We start from the raw sequence: 15,117 nt of genomic DNA on the forward strand, positions 1-15,117 counted from the left end.
GTACCTGAGCGCTGACGCGCTCAGGAGAGACGCCCTCCGCTGCGCTCCGGGCAGGCTCCGCTGACGCTTCGCCAGATTCCCGCGCGAGCGCGGGAATCGACGGGCCGCAGGCGGCCCGTCAGGGGAAGTCCCGGCGCAAGCGCCGGGACGGTGACGCTGACGCGTCACCAGATGCCCGCTGACGCGGGCATCGACGGGCCTTCGGCCCGTTGGGGTGTCCGCTGACGCTCCCACCCCTGGGACCTTCCGGCTACGCCTCCAGGTCCTGGGCCCGCTGCCGCGGGCCGGCTGGCAGTACGCGGTGGGGTGGTGGTGGGCTACTCCCAGTAGGAGGATCCCCCGATCCACATGCTGGAGAGAGTGACGGTCCGTTCGTCGAGAGACACGTCCCACCGTTCCGCAGCGGCCTCGTACGCAGCCTTCACCTCTTCAGCCGGGCGGCAGCACCGGGTTGTGGCCACCTCTTCCCACACCCTGCGGATCCTGGTCGCCTCCTCTACCAGGTGAAGCAGACGTGTCATCTCCTGTGCACTGCGCTCCATGGCACTCCCCCATCGGTGTGTCGGCGCATCCATCGTCCACGCGTGACCCACAGCTGGGGTAGAGGCCGCTCGTTTCTGGTACGGAATCCGGTGATGTCTTGTTCAGGACGCCGCCGTGGGTGTAAGAACGATAGAGTCTTCTGTGTGCATCACTACGGATGTGATGCGTGTAGGTGTGTAGGATCCCGAGAACATCGCCACCCCCTCCCCCGGCGGGTCTGCCCGCCGCTTCGAGTTCAGCGGAGTACCGAATGCAGAAGTCCGGTGACATCGTGCTTCGTCCTCACCAGGAGGAGGCGGTGGAGGCCATTGTCCGGGGGCTGGATATCCCGCCGGGAAAGCGGATTCCGGAGGCGGGCCTGAGGGCTACGGTCATTTCCGCATGCGGGACCGGGAAGACTTTTATCGCCGCGGCAGCAGCGCTCCAACTGGCGCGGCACGGGCGGGTCCTGGTGCTCCTGCCGACGCTCGATCTGCTGACGCAGACGGTCCGGGAGTGGCGGCTCGCCGGGCACACCGGGCCGGCTGTCGCGGTCTGCTCCCTGGAGGACGACCCGCAGCTGTGGCAGCTCGACGTCCGGACCACGACCTCGGCCCCGCAGCTGGGGCTGTGGCACGGGCGCGGCCCCGTCACCGTCTACGCCACGTACGCCTCCCTGCCGGTCCTCGCCGAGGCCCACGAAGGCGCATATGGGCTGCCCATGGACGTGTTCGACCTGGTGGTCGTCGACGAGGCGCACCGCACGTCGGGGTCGGCGGGGAAGGCGTGGGCCGATGTCCACCGCCAGGAAGTCATCCCCGCGATGCGCCGGCTCTACATGACCGCCACCCCGAGGATCTGGATGGAACGGCCCCCGCGGTCCCAGGCGCAGGAGCGGGAGATGGAGGAGGTCCGCCGGCGTGCGGCGGAGGAGCGCGGGGAGCGTGAGGAGGCTGAGGCCGAGGGGCGGGTCTACGTCTCCCGGCCGCGCTGGGACCGGCTGCCGAAGGAGCTCGCCTGCTCGATGGACGACGAGCGGGTGTTCGGGCCGGTTGTTTATGAGTTGTCGCTCGCTTCGGCTATTTCCCGGGGGCTTTTGGCGAAGTATCAAATTGTCGTCGCGGAACTCACCGACCCCGTCGTCACTCCGCAACGGCTGAACAGTGAGGAGCGGTACGAGGAGCAGCTGCGCGGCCAGCGCCTCGCCGCGATGCAGACCGCTCTCCTGGAGACCATGGCCGAGCACGGGCTGCAGACCACCATCACCTTCCACCACCGCACGATCGAGGCCGAGGCCTTCGCGGCCGGCCTGCACCGCGTTGCGGCGCGGCTGCACCAGGTCGACCCGGGCCGGCATCCCGAGCGGGTGTGGTCGGGGTGGCTGTGCGGAGAACACGACGGCACCCACCGGCAGTCGGTCCTCGCGGACTTCGGCCGCCGGGCCGGCCGCGCCGTGCTCTCGAATTGCCGGGTTCTGGGCGAGGGAGTCGACATCCGGGCCACCGACAGCGTGGCCCTGATCGATCCCAAGGGGTCTGCCGTCGACATCGTCCAGGCCATCGGGCGGGCCCTGCGGCAGAAGCCCGGTGAAGGAAAGATGGCCACCCTCATCGTCCCCGTATTTCTGCGGAAGGATGAAAAGCCTGAGGACATGCTTTCGTCCAATTCGTATCGGCCGCTGGTTCGAGTTTTGGCGGGACTACGGGCGCACGATGAAAAGGCCGTGGAAATGCTTGCTGTTCCACAGGAGAACCAGAAAAGGATCGTGGACCCGTCTCGGCCGGTCGGGCAGGCGCCGGAGGAGGGCGAGGAGGAGTCACGGCTGCTCCTCCGGTTCGCGACGCCGCGGGACCCGGCGCTGATCGCGAAGTGGATCAGCTACCAGGTGATCAACACCGAACGGCAGGACTGGCGCCGGGGCGCCGAGGCAGCTCTGCGGTACCGGCAGCGCGAGGGTGATCTCGACGTCCCCTACGAGCACGTCGAGGCCGAGGGGATGTTCCCGCTGGGGCGATGGCTGTCCGATCAACGGCGCGCCTACCGGGCCGGGACCATGACCGGCGAGCGGGCGGCCGAGCTGGAGGAGCTCGGGATCGTCTGGGACACCGCCGACGCCGGCTTCGAGCAGAACCTCGGCGCCGCGCGAGCCTACTACGAGCTGCACGGCACCCTCGCGGCTCCACGGGGCGCCACCATCCTCGACATCGCGATCGGGCAGTACCTCACGAACATCCGCCGCCCCGGCGGGCTCGGCAAGGACCCCGGCCGGGCGCAGCGGCGGGCCGCCGCGCTCGCCGCGATCGACCCGGACTGGAACCCGGGGGTGCTGGGGTGGACGGTCGACTGGCAGCGGCACTACACCTACCTCACCCAGCTCCTCACCGAAGGCGCCCGCCTGACCGCAATCGTGCCGGGGGTGACGCGGCACGGTGAGGACGTCGGACGGTGGCTGGCCACCCAACGGCGGGGCTGGGACCGGCTGAACGAGGAGCAGCGGCGCCGGCTCGGCGAACTCGGCGTGAAGAAGGCCCCACCGGCCCGCAAGGCCCCGGTGGAGACGGCTACGGCGTCCGGGCCGCGCGCGGGCGGGGACGCCTTCCAGAAGGGCCTGCAGGCCCTCACCCAGTACGTGGCCCGTACGGGGTCTGTGACGGTGCCAAGGGGGCATGAGGAGGCTGTAGTCATCCACGGTGAGGAACACGCCGTGAAACTCGGCATCTGGCTCACCAACACCAGGAGCAGACGCGGCAAGCTAGACCAGACACAACTCGCAGCCCTCGCCAAACTCGGCATCCACTGGGCGCAATAGGGGTTGGTAGTGCGTCCCACCGGGGCCGAGGTCGACCGGGCGTAGGCATGACGGGGACCGGCAGCAGCGTGCTACGGAGCCGGGGTCATGCGGGTGGCAGGAGGGGGGCCAGGCCACCTGTCGGCGAGGGACCGACGGCCCGTCCCATAGCAATCGGGTGGCAGGTGGTTGACCATACGGCTCCCGAAATCCGGGCCCCGGGGACGTCATGGCCAATCCCCAGGTGCCCGTCGTGGTACGGGAGCGACTACTACATCAGCGCGGCGAGTGCCTGCTCAGCCATCTGAATGCCCTGCGTCGCCGCTATGGTGGTGGCGCCCTCCAGGAGCTTGTCCTTGAGCTGAGTGGCGAACTGGCGCAGGCGGCCCGGCTCGGGGTTGCCGGAGGTCGCCTCGGTGTGGAGCTCCTGGGCGACGCGCTCCAGTTCCACGCGGTCCTCATCGGGAAGGCCCAGGATGGGGCTGACCTGGCCGACGTATCCGGCGAGCTGGACGAACAGCGTCGGGTCGACGCCGTCGGTGTTGTTCTGTGTGAAGTTCTGCTGTTCGCCGATGATGACGCCCTTGGCGTTCGGCAGATAGGTGTTGTATGTGGTGCCGGGGCGGGGCTGGTTGACGTGATCCTGCACGCTTCCTCCAGTCAGGGCGCAGCTGACGCCCTGGGGTGTGATGGCGACGGTGGGGGGCTCGGTGTCGATGTGCTCAATCAGCTGGTGCTGGGCCAGGTGGGCGAGCGCTTCGTGCAACTCGGTGCCGGTGATCTCGGACCCGGCGAAGTACGCGGCGGGCGTGGCGAGAAACAGCACCGGGTTGATGGGCTTCTGGTCGCCGGCGGTGTCGAACAGCCACCGATGGAAGGCGTCCATGGTGTAGCGGAGACGGGCGGCGCGGTCCAGGCGCAGCTTCTTCAGCCGGTAGATCGCGGCGCGGCCCGCATCAGTGAGATGGACGTCAGGAGTGCCGCCCATGGTGCGCGCGACCCGGACCAGATCGCGCTGCTCCAGTTCGAACGCGAGCACGGCCGGGTCCTCGTCCGGCAGCTGCTGTTCTTCGACGAACCGGGTCACGTCGATGTAGCGCGAGGGGCTCCGCTGCGCTTGCTCGTCGAGCCACATCAGGAGCCTAGCCAGGACCGGGTCGCCTTCGGCGGAGTCACGGCCGGGCATGGTTCCTCCTGGGGCGGACGCCTCGGTCTGGATCGGCACCCGGATGGGATTCCGCTTGGCTGCGCGCTCGTAGCTCTTGGCGATGTCCTTGATGTGCTTGTCAATCGCGCGCTGGTTAATGCGGGCCACGATGTCCTCCTGTCTCAGGTACCTCAGCCAAGGGTACGGAGCGGGTCCGACAACGAGCCTTCCGTTTACCGGATGCCGGGGGGGTGCAGTGCGGGTGGACGCCGCCCTTCGTCGGCGGCCGGGGCCGGGATCCTTCCTTGAGTATTTTCTGACGGGCTGCGCGTCTGAGGGGGGACGTGATCAAGTAACTCTCCCTATGTCGGGTCGGGCTGGAGCGGGCTCAGATCGAGCCAGGGCTCACCTTCGCTGGTCTTCGAAAGCAACTACCGTTGTCGAGCCAGGGAGAACTTTCTGCGCTCACGCAGTTCCACGAAGGCGGTCTCGAAGTCTTCAAGGGTGTCGAACGCTTTGTAAACGGACGCGAACCGCAGGTACGCGACCAGGTCGAGCTCCTGCAACGGGCCGAGTATGGCCAGACCCACGTCGTGGGTGGTCAGCTCGGCGCTTCCGGTGGCGCGCACCGCCTCCTCGACCCGCTGGCCGAGCTTGGCGAGGGCGTCCTCGGTGACCGGCCGCCCCTGGCACGCCTTGCGCACGCCGGAGATGACCTTGGTACGGCTGAAGGGCTCGGTCACCCCGCTGCGCTTGATCACCATCAGCGAGGCCGTCTCCACCGTCGTGAAACGACGGGAGCAGTCGGGGCACTGACGGCGCCGACGGATCGACGTGCCGTCGTCCGTAGTGCGGCTGTCGACCACGCGGCTGTCGGGGTGCCTGCAGAAGGGGCAGTGCATGGTTCCCTCACCCTCCTTCTCGGCACGACTGAATCACCCCACAGAGCCCCTCAACGACGGAGAGCGATTTTTGTGATTGTTCGGTTACGCACGGCATGGGACCTGTGGTAGATCTGTGGATCTTCGGATCGTCCGGCCGGAGCATGGCTGACTCAAGGGTCGGTAGCGGGGGTGGGCGTGGTCGATGTGTTGGCGGACTCGGTGGGCGATCCCGAGCACTTCGTTCACCCGATTTTTCAGCTTCGCCCCGGCGAGGACAGCGGATCCGACACCCTTGGCCTGTATCGGTATCAGGCCGAGGTAGCAGCCCAGGCTTGTCTGGCCATGCTCACCCAGGACGTCATCGACTACGTCGTATGCGAGTGGCATGAGGACTTCGTCATCGCCTTCACGAACGGCGAGGTGGAGCTGGTCTCGGTCAAGCACAGCAGCCGCACCCAGTGGACCCTGGCGGACCTCTGCAAGGACGGCGGAGTAGCCCACCTATTTGACCGGTGGTCTGCCTGCGGGCGCGCCGCCAACGTGCGGCTTCGCCTCACAACGAACGCACCTCTCAGTCCCGCGAAAGACAACGCTTCAACTCTTGCCCGTATGTGCGGTCCAGACCCGGAGCTCACGACCGGCAGGGACGCCATGGCCAAGAGCCTCTCGCAACACCTGCTGAAGGTCCGCTGGAAGCAGCCGTACGACAGCATCCCTGAGGTGTTGCCGGAGCTGCGCAAGGCCAGCGATATCGCGGCCCCCCAGGATTTCATCGACCACGTGACCAACTTCATGGCAGCGCTGGAGATCCATTACAAGGATGTGCCATCCCATCGGCACATCACGGACATCAACATCCGCCAGTTGCTTGAGCCGGCCATCGAAGACCTTCAGCTCGATCACGTCGACGTGAACGCCAGCTACAAACGGATCATCGAACGGGTGGAACAGGCCAACCGAAGCGAGGGCGAGCGGGGGCAGCTGGCCGCCTACGTCGCCGACTCAAGTCGAGTGCGTTACAACACCCAGATTCTGCGACGTGTCGCGAGCCGTACGCTCTACCGCCAAACGATCTTGGACGAATTCGTCTATCGGCAAGCAGCAGTGCCGACGTACAGCCGCGGCCAGGCGCCCATGATTGCCCCTGGGGGCGCGGCGCTCCGCAAAAAGCTTGCCCGCGGCCAGGTTCCGTCTGACGAGGCTGCCTACGCCGAGGAACTCCGCTCAGCATGGTATGTGACTTGGTCACAGCGCCGTTCCGGGTTGGCGGGGGACGCCATGGACCTGGAGAACCTGCGCTTGGAGGTCGTGGATACCGTCTTCGACTGTCGGGCGCACGCGCAGAGCGAGGTCATTGACGGGGCTGCCTTCGGACAGCGGATGAATCAGCTCATCAGGCAGCGCCTCACGCCTGAAGTCGTCGACACTCCCATACCGTTCAAGATCAACAAGCTTCACCTTCGGGGTCTGGCCTATCAGCTCTGCGACGAGTGTCACTTCTACTTCTCTGCTCCTTTCGATGTCTCTACCGGGGAAGCATCGTGACGAACGGCGTCGAGCGCCTGGCTGCGGCTGCAGAGATCCGGCGTCAGGCCCGGGGTGATGAGCAGCGGGAAGCGCGCTACCACGAGGCCAGAGTTCTTCTGCTGATCGAGCGGTTCACCACGGCGAAGCGGTCGCTGGACGGCCTGACGAAGCTGGCCAAGCTGGACTTCCTCCTGCGCTATCCGACGATGCTGGAGCGTCTGCTCATCGAGCAGGGAGGCAGCTGGCCTGCGGGAGCGGAGCCCACGTCCTCGGAGCGGCTGGCTGTGGAGAGCCGGATGACCCGGTACAAGTACGGGCCCTGGGACCAGCGGTACTACAGCGTCCTCGGCTCCCTGGCCGGCCGCGGACTCATCACCTACGGCGGGTCAGGTCGCGCGGAGTTCCGCGTCACCGCGGACGGAGCGATGGCCGCGTCCATGCTGGCGCAGACCGACGAGTGGGCCGTGGTGGCTCAGCGGGTCGTCCTGCTGAAGAAGCACTTCGACAAGTCGGGATCGGCGTTGAAGACCCTCATCTATGATCGCCTGCCCGACGCGGTGGACAGGCCCTTGCGGACGGAAATCTGATGGCCACCCACCTCCGATTCCTCGCCCTGACCGTCACCACAGCCACTGCGGAGACGACGTACCGCTTCGATCAGCCGGCCACCGTCATCAGCGGCCCCAGCGGTGCGGGCAAGTCCAGCCTTCTCATGCTGCTCAAACATGCGATCGGGGGCACCGCAGTCCTGACGCCCGCGGTACGCGATCACGTCCACTCAGTGCTGGCCTCCGTCGTGGTTGGAGAGCAGCACATGATCCTCAAGCGGACGATCAGTGGTGACCGCTCCGACCGTGTCGACATCCTCGATCCCGAGACGATGGCGCTCCAGCACACTCTCGGCACCCGGGCGGAAGAAGGACAGCGAAGCCTGTCGGACGTTCTTCTGGACGCTCTGTGCTTCCCTCGCGAGAAGATCCCCACCACTCGCAACGGCAAGGCCACGACCCTCAACCTGACTTTCACCCACCTCTTCCGCTACGTCTACCTGGAAGCCCGCGAACTAGACCGCCAAGTGGTCGGCCACCTCGACAACCACTTCAAGAAGCAGCGCAAGGTGCTCTTCGAGCTCATGTTCGGCCTCACCACATCGACTGTGATGGAGCTGGAGAGGCAGGTGAACCAGCTCACCACGGACCTGCGGAAGGCGGAAGCCGAGGAAGAGAACGTCGGCGCCTTCCTCACGGCCACGGACCCCCGGACCGACGACGAACTGCGCACCGAGCTGTCCGGCCTGCGCGACATGCTGCAGAACGCCGAGACCACCCTGCGCACACTGCGAACGGAAATCTCCGAGACCAGTGCCGCAGACGCCGTCCTGCGCGGGGACCTACGGGCGGCCGTGCAGGCAGCGACGGCTGCCACACAGGAGATGCTCGCCGCCCGGGAACTGGTCGAAGCCCGTGAGTCCGTCGTCGCCCAAGTCGAACTCGACCTGAGGCGACTAGAACGCTCCGCAACCGCGATCGACCAGCTCTCCCCCTTCCACTTCGTGGTCTGCCCGCGCTGCGCACAACGCCTCGACGCGCGAACTGTCCCGGAAGATCACTGCGCCGTCTGCCTCCAAGCTGATCCCGCCGAGGAGGATGTGGACCCGGCAGCCGTCCGGGAAGCACGCAGCGCGCTGGAGCAGCAGCTCCAGGACGCACGCGAGCTGATGCAAGCGGACGCCGAGGTCCTGCGCAGGGCCCGTGACCGATCCTCTGACGCCGAGTTCCTCGCCACCAACCTGCGCCGGCAGCTCGATGCCCAGACACGCGATGTCGTCGCCCCGCGGTTCGACGCCATCTCGGACGCCAGTGCTCGCGTCGCCGCCCTCAACGGCGGGATCGACGCCGTCCTGCACCTGCGCGATTCGTGGGCGCGCGTACGTGCCATCGCGCAAGCCGCCAAGGACATCACCGCACTACGCAAAGCCGCCAACGCCGAGCTCAAGGTGCGCAAAGCAGAAAGCGACGCCAGACGATCCCTTGTCACCGACCTCAGCAGTCGTTTCACCACGACCCTGAGGGAGCTGAACCTGCCCTGGGAGCAGTCGGCCGTCATCGACCCGAAAACCTACCTGCCGGTGGTCGACAACACGCCCTTCGAAAGCCTCCAGGCGTCAGGCGGCGCTCTCCAAGCCGGCGTCAACATCGCCTACCACCTCGCACTCCTGGAATGCGGACTCACCCACCCCGACATCCTCGTCCCGTCGATCCTGCTCATCGACTCCCCCCGCAAAGCGCTAGGCAGCAACCGCGACGACCAGGAACGAGGCCGACGGATCTACAGCCGCTTCAAAGCCTTGACAGACGCCTACGGCCAGCGCCTCCAGCTCATCATCGCCGACAACGACACCGCGCCCTTGCCGGACGACGCCTTCAGCACCATCGAACTCGACTACACTCACCCCATGGTCCCCGGCGTCGCCCACCCCGGCCCCAACCACACCACACGCACCGAAGATGGATACCAGGCGTAGCCGTTCCTACCTCACCCCAGCAGTTGTGGCCGAACCCCGAGACGGTGACGAAACTGCTGATCGGATCCTGTGATCAACTCCCAACTCGTTCGCGAGTGAGGAGAAGTGACGGGCACAGTCGGGATGATCGCGCAGAGCTCCAGCGACCGAGCCGGCAGCATCCCCGGTCAGCGTACGAAGCCAGGGCCTGATCTTGTCCTGCGGTCTCCACTGGTCCCACGCAGCGTCCCAGCTAAACGCACCATTGCAGCTTTCCTCCAGCAGGTGCAGCCGGCCTGCATCAGCGGCGTAGCGTGCGACGGTGAACAGCCACAGGATCAGGGCGTCGACTTCCCCGCGCTCCGGTGAGCGGTGTGTGTCCAGAAGCTCGGGCATTGCCTGGACGATCTCGAGTGCCCGAGGGATGTCGGCCATCAGTGCCGGTATGAGCACCTCGGGGTCGATGGCAAGGAGTACGTCGCAGTACAGGGCAGCGTCGTCAGGGTGGGCGGCGGCCAGGACCACCAGTTCCTCGGGGGCGTTCGGTTCTCCAGCGTTCAGGGAGTCACGGAGTGCCGCGGCCTGTACTACGGGCGGAATGGGAGGTGTGTCGATCTCCTGGGCTATGAGATCAAGGAACGCTCGCACCGTTGCCGGCCGTCTCCTGGGGTCCGTGCGCGTCGCCTCCCGAACAACCGCACGCCAGGGCCCCGACTCCGGGATGAGAGCAACGTTCTGCAGTGGATCCCTGCCTGTGACCGCCCAGCCGATCAACTGCCCCAGACTGTAGATGTCGGTCGGCGGGCCAGCGCTGTGCGCGTCGTTGCTCAGCTCGGGGGCGGCAAAGCCCGCCGAGCCCATGCTTACCCCGACCCTCGTGCGCTGCGGATGGGTGGTCTGGCCAGGCGGACGGCGGGCAATGCCCCAGTCAGCCAGAACCCATCTCCCGTCAAGCCGGAGCACGTTAGACGGCTTGATGTCCCGGTGCACCCACCCGTGTTCGGAGGCTGATGCCTGCATGCCGTGGGCAGCCGCCAGAGCCGAGCACACGCTCTCCACGAGATCCCGCAGCGCAGCCGGATCCTTCAGTTCGTCGAGACACTGCGTTGCGACGGTCTGCGCCTTCGGCATGACGAACCACTTGCAGTCCGCGTCCGCGTCCCAGACCGGCATCGCGTTCGGGTGCTCGCTCAGGAGACGGCCAACCTCAATCTCACGGGTCATCCGGGCAACCTTGTGAAGGGGCGGGTGCTTGTCGCGCAGCTTCTTGAGGACCACGGGTGTGCCCGTTGGCTTGTGGGTCGCGTGGAAGACGTCAGCCATGCCGTCCTCTTGGCGATGGAAGGGGTGTTTCTCGCAGGCGTAGTCCCCTCGCATACCGCGAGCATCGTACGGAGCCGAGCCACGGGGCCCGTGGACCGGCGCCGGTGCATCGCCGCTGAAGCGATCCGAGTCGTCAGCCCGCACGTGGTCCGGACGATACAGACGCTGCCGGATGTCGGCGACAGCCCTCGGCCCGATCCGTTTGCCCAACTCTCCTGTCGACAGACCTTGCACTCCTGCCGCGTCATCCCACCAAGACTCCAGGCGACCTTGCATTGCCGCCCTGACACGACGAACCAGCTCGGTGTAGAGGTTGGTGATCTCCGCACCGGTCAAAGACGGAGCCAGTTCGTGGAGGAAGTCGAGGTTCCGCGACTCGATGTCTCCAGGCAGCTCCTGGACGCGTACCAGGTCCAAGAAGCCAGAAACCTCCTGGATGCCAGCGCTCAGATGGGTTGCCACCCGTTGCAGGCACTGTTCGTGCTGCGCGCCTTCCCCATGGGCAAGAGCCGCAACGAGAGGGTCAGCAGGATGGAGGGAGCCTTCCAGGACAGCCGTAAGCCCGTAGGAGAGCTTCTGTCCCCTCACCGCCTCATAGGAGTGCCACAGCTGCTTCAGCGGTCCCTTGGCTACCTCTCCGAGCCTCCACGGCCTGGTGGAGCTTCTAGCCCTGATCGCCTGGAACTCCCAGAACAGACCGCCGCTGGCCTGCCCTGCGGCGCTGCGGGCAACGATCACGTCCCCGATGTGCTCACACGTCACGTGCTGGACGTGCTGGTCAGCCAGCATCTCCAGAACGGAGAGTGCCGTCACATGAGTCTGGTACTCATACCCCCGGAGCACAGCCGAGCCAGAATCGTTCCGAGTGCCGATCGCAATCGGATCTGCCATATGCCCCCCAGCCCGCGCTCTCCAAGCACGCAGCGTAAGGGGTACTGAAGCAGCAGGTCGATCACTTCGATGAAGAGGCGAGCAAACCGTCCGAGCCGTCACGACCGCGCAGCAAAGGTGCTGAACAGCTTCGCCCATCAATAGCCCACTCCACCAGGACAAGTGCGCCTTACGGAACGGGGCGGTTGTGCGGGCGCACTGGCGGAATCGTGCCGGTTCCAGCACACAGGTCGGCCTGCTCGTCATGTTCGTGCTGGGGGCCTCAGCAGCAAGCCGATGAGCGGTGCTGCCCCGGTGAGACAGGTTCCGGAGCCGCAGTCGACGGTGCATCCGGTGAAGTGGCCCGGGTGGGACACGCCGGCCGTGGTACCGACGGTCTCGTACCCGATCGCCTTCCCCAGCCCGGGCAACGCCCCGTGAGCCGGTGTACGCCCGTCCCCCGCGTGTTCACAGCGCCCCACCTATGCGGTCAGGCCGCCGGAGGCGGCGAAGCGGACAGCACCGCCTGGGAGGTTTGGAAGGGTGTGCGGCCAGCCCGGCCGTACCGGGAGCTCAGGGGCCGGCCGCGGACCCCACGGCCGAAGGCGGTAACCCCCTTCGGGGGTGCGCGAAGCAACCTACGGAAGGTCTTCTAGCCGGGCGAGCAGGCTGGCGGCGGTGGCGACAGCCGCGACAGCGTCGGCCCGCGTCCACGTGAAGTGCTCTGTCGTGCCTGCATCGTCGTGCGGGGCGCCGCTGAAGAGCGCGAAGGCACTCTGGGTGAGCACCGCCCAGCGCTCCGCCTGGTCGCGGTCCTTGGCGTTCTTCTTCAGGGCCTGGCTGGACACGTTCTGGGTGTTGCAAGCCTCGCGTACAGGATCGAGGGCCGCGCGTGCGAGGGCAACGGCGTGCTCGTAGCGACCGTCTCGGATCGCAGTCTTCGCCTCACGAACACGACGGGCTGCAGTCGCACGAGCCTCGACCTCAGTGATCGAAACGAGGACGTCAACGAAGGCGCCGGCGTCGAGCTGAGCGATCGCGTTGCTCCACGCTGCGTGCGGGATGCGTATGACCTCCTGGCCGGAGGCGACAGGCCAGGTCTTGGCCTCCGCCAGTGCGGTCAGGGTGAGGTCAGCGCGCAGCACCAGGTCGGTGCCCGCCCTCATCTTCTCCAGGCCGCGCAGTTGCTGGTCCGTGACAGTCGTGTGAAGTGTGAGCACGGTCCCGAACGGCTTCAGTCCGATCGGTCCCGACGCGGCATGAAGGTCTCCGATCCAGCTCGCGGGGCTGGGCATGTCGTGCGTCCACAGCGAGCCCGAGACGAGGTACGGAGCGTCCTCGGCGTAGCCGCCATGGGGGTGAACCTCGAAGGTCAGGGCAAGCCGGTGTACGTCCCATCCCTGGTAGAGGTTGACGTGCTGCTGCGCCCGAATGTTGATGTTGTAACTGTTCGAGCCGAATTGAAAGTTGGCCATCGGTCCTCGTCTGGTTGAAGCCTCACCTGATGTTGTCAGGCCAACCGGCACGAACGGCATCGGTTTACAGCAGCTGCTTGCGAGCCAGAGCGCATGGGTCGCCGTCGGCTAGCTGAGGCCCGGTCATGGTGCGTCCGCGGTCCAGCTCCAACGGTTCCGGCCACCGGGCGGGGGGAGTAAGAGGGCCCCACCAACGCCAAAAGCAGGCGCGCAAGCTCGACCGGACACAGCGCGCAGCCCTCGCCGACCTCGGCATCGCCTGGGCGCGGTAGCGGCCTCCGGCACTGGCACGGGTTACACGTAGTGGGCTGCCCCGTTGTACGACATGCCCAGGGCCGCGGTGAGCTGTTTGATGTCGAGTTCGGCGGCGAGGGTGAGCAGTCGGGTGGAGCGCAGGATGCGCGGCAGCAGGCCGACCGGGGCGAGGCTGTCGCGGATGTGGGCCGCGCCGGCTGGTTCTCGGGTGGTTCTGGTCAGGCGTGTCACGAGGATGTGCGGGTTGTCTGTGCGCAGCGAGGCGCGGTGGCGGAGGCAGGCTGTCAGCGCCTTCCACGTCGCCTCATCGAGTGTGAGGTCGAGGGTGCGTCCGGGAAAGCGGACTGCGTAGCGGGCGGGGGTGAGGCGGTCGAGGGTGAGGAGGCTCAGTTCCGTCGTTGTTGCCGCGTGGAGGAGGGCGGCCAGGCCGATGAACGCTTCGTGCGGGTGTGTCTCGCCGGGGCTGTTCCAGCGGTGGTAGAGGGTGCGTTGCTGGTCGAGGGTGAGCACGGTGCCGCGGAAACCGCGGGCCTGTGGGGCGTCGAGGGGGCTGGCGGGGTTGTGGAGGACGGCTCCGGTGTGGTGGGCGTGGGCGAAGAACTGGCGCAGGCCAGCCAGCCAGGACGCCCTGCGGGCAGGGTTCAGGGCGAGGAAGGCTTCCAGGTCTGGTACGCCTTCGGTGACCGGCCGGCGAGGGACCCCTCCCGCGACCCGACCACCCATCACCACGACGGAGCCGCACCCCATTCGGCCTCCTCCCCCTCGGAGAGAGGGCCGGGGCCGGGGGCAGAGCCCCAGAACAGTGCCTGCTGGTGGTGTTGCGCGCCCGGACCGGCGGGGCCGCCGGCAAGCGGGGCGGAGACAGGAGCGCGCGGCGGCCCCGAGGGACCGGAGCGCGCGCGGGCCGCAACAGCGGGCCGCCTTGATCAAGCAAAGAAACTCTGAACAGCCCATCCCCTGGCCGACCCAAACGGACTGAGGAGAGAAGGCATACGCGAGCCAAATCGCCGGTGGGGACGGGAAAAGTGAGGGCACCCCTTTGGTGCGGACCTTCGGGACTGCCTTCCAGGTCGCCCCCACCTCTGGAGTGAGGCCATGGCCGCACTCGGCAGCTCCTTCATTGCAACTGACGCACCCACGGCAACGGCGGCGAACACAATGAGTGTGTTCGCCGCCGTTGCCGTCGATTACTGCCGTCACAGCACGTGGAGCCTCGCCCGCAACATACCCGACTTCGCTATCGCCATCGAGGAAGTCGAGCAGGGTTTCGCGTGATTTCCGGAGGTTCAGCGTGTACCTTGACGCGCCCCGCCTTACCGCGCGACACAGACGACAGAAAGCACGACTACGACCCGTATCCAGGTGCGGCAATAATGACCGATTCGAAGTGCCACCCCTCTTCGCCCCCTGAATCTTCCGGAAGCACGCTTCTCCACAGTCCGATAAATACACTCGGGGCCGTGATATTCAAGCCGCCATCTTCGATCTCGACATGGAACATCTCGGCAAGTTGCGAGATGACAGTATTTGCACTCTCCGCGAAGAGGTTCACGCCGCGGAAGACTACCTGCACATCCTTTTCGGGGCGAAACAGTTCAATGGCGCGCACCACTCCGAGCGAGTCAAAATCGACAGAAATCGAAAGCTCGGATTCATAGTGCGCAAACCCCCGGTTCCTCGACTCGCCCGGGACCGGCGGAACGAACCCCGGAATCTCTCGGAGGGATTGCTCTGCCGCTTCAATGGACATGCCGATCTGCAGGCCAGCCACCCCTCTAGGGGGGTCGAGCTCAATTACCACTTAGTCCTCCAAACCACAGATT

The 15,117-nt window shown here is 66.6% G+C and carries 11 protein-coding genes; 5 read left to right on the forward strand and 6 right to left on the reverse strand.

Annotated elements, in window-relative coordinates; all coding sequences use genetic code 11:
• Nucleotides 1–793 precede the first annotated feature (793 nt).
• Nucleotides 794–3,331, forward strand: a complete 2,538-nt coding sequence (locus OHA91_RS00005) for a DEAD/DEAH box helicase (RefSeq protein WP_328738204.1) — start codon at nucleotides 794–796, stop codon at nucleotides 3,329–3,331.
• Nucleotides 3,332–3,581: 250 nt separating this feature from the next.
• On the opposite strand, the gene OHA91_RS00010 is transcribed toward OHA91_RS00005, so the two are convergent.
• Both OHA91_RS00010 and nrdR read right to left on the reverse strand, forming a co-directional pair.
• Nucleotides 3,582–4,625 carry a hypothetical protein gene (locus tag OHA91_RS00010; protein WP_328738205.1) on the reverse strand — a complete coding sequence of 348 codons (1,044 nt, stop codon included), beginning with the start codon at nucleotides 4,623–4,625 and terminating at the stop codon, nucleotides 3,582–3,584.
• A gap of 263 nt (nucleotides 4,626–4,888) precedes the next feature.
• Nucleotides 4,889–5,359 (reverse strand): transcriptional regulator NrdR, encoded by a 471-nt coding sequence (gene nrdR / locus OHA91_RS00015; RefSeq protein ID WP_328738206.1) that lies wholly within the window; start codon nucleotides 5,357–5,359, stop codon nucleotides 4,889–4,891.
• Nucleotides 5,360–5,530: 171 nt separating this feature from the next.
• Between nrdR and OHA91_RS00020 the strand changes: the two genes are divergently transcribed.
• The 3 genes from OHA91_RS00020 to OHA91_RS00030 are packed head-to-tail and all read left to right on the forward strand — an operon-like array spanning nucleotide 5,531 to nucleotide 9,392.
• The gene (locus OHA91_RS00020) at nucleotides 5,531–6,886 is read left to right on the forward strand and encodes a dsDNA nuclease domain-containing protein (RefSeq protein WP_328738207.1); all 1,356 of its coding nucleotides are present in this window, start codon (nucleotides 5,531–5,533) and stop codon (nucleotides 6,884–6,886) included.
• Nucleotides 6,883–7,455, forward strand: coding sequence for a hypothetical protein (locus OHA91_RS00025; RefSeq protein ID WP_328738208.1), 573 nt, complete (start codon nucleotides 6,883–6,885; stop codon nucleotides 7,453–7,455). The genes OHA91_RS00020 and OHA91_RS00025 overlap by 4 nt, the downstream gene beginning before the upstream one ends.
• Complete coding sequence (locus OHA91_RS00030; RefSeq protein WP_328738209.1) at nucleotides 7,455–9,392, forward strand: hypothetical protein; 1,938 nt, start codon at nucleotides 7,455–7,457, stop codon at nucleotides 9,390–9,392. The genes OHA91_RS00025 and OHA91_RS00030 overlap by 1 nt, the downstream gene beginning before the upstream one ends.
• A gap of 6 nt (nucleotides 9,393–9,398) precedes the next feature.
• Here OHA91_RS00030 and OHA91_RS00035 read toward each other — a convergent pair whose 3' ends face one another.
• The 3 genes from OHA91_RS00035 to OHA91_RS00045 form a co-directional block, all read right to left on the reverse strand.
• Nucleotides 9,399–11,915: a dsDNA nuclease domain-containing protein gene (locus tag OHA91_RS00035; RefSeq protein WP_328738210.1), complete on the reverse strand. Its 2,517-nt coding sequence runs from the start codon at nucleotides 11,913–11,915 to the stop codon at nucleotides 9,399–9,401.
• A 287-nt stretch (nucleotides 11,916–12,202) separates the two neighbouring features.
• Complete coding sequence (locus OHA91_RS00040) at nucleotides 12,203–13,039, reverse strand: hypothetical protein (RefSeq protein WP_328738211.1); 837 nt, start codon at nucleotides 13,037–13,039, stop codon at nucleotides 12,203–12,205.
• Between the two features lie 294 nt (nucleotides 13,040–13,333).
• Nucleotides 13,334–14,041 carry a hypothetical protein gene (locus OHA91_RS00045; RefSeq protein ID WP_328738212.1) on the reverse strand — a complete coding sequence of 236 codons (708 nt, stop codon included), beginning with the start codon at nucleotides 14,039–14,041 and terminating at the stop codon, nucleotides 13,334–13,336.
• Nucleotides 14,042–14,389: 348 nt separating this feature from the next.
• Here OHA91_RS00045 and OHA91_RS00050 point away from each other — a divergent pair, with 348 nt between their 5' ends.
• A complete protein-coding gene (locus OHA91_RS00050; protein ID WP_328738213.1) occupies nucleotides 14,390–14,569 on the forward strand; it encodes a hypothetical protein in 180 nt (59 codons plus the stop codon).
• A gap of 70 nt (nucleotides 14,570–14,639) precedes the next feature.
• Here OHA91_RS00050 and OHA91_RS00055 read toward each other — a convergent pair whose 3' ends face one another.
• Nucleotides 14,640–15,065 (reverse strand): hypothetical protein, encoded by a 426-nt coding sequence (locus tag OHA91_RS00055; protein ID WP_328738214.1) that lies wholly within the window; start codon nucleotides 15,063–15,065, stop codon nucleotides 14,640–14,642.
• Nucleotides 15,066–15,117 lie beyond the last annotated feature (52 nt).

Origin of the sequence: Streptomyces erythrochromogenes, from assembly GCF_036170895.1 — a bacterium.
GTDB classification, from domain to species: Bacteria; Actinomycetota; Actinomycetes; order Streptomycetales; family Streptomycetaceae; genus Streptomyces; species Streptomyces erythrochromogenes.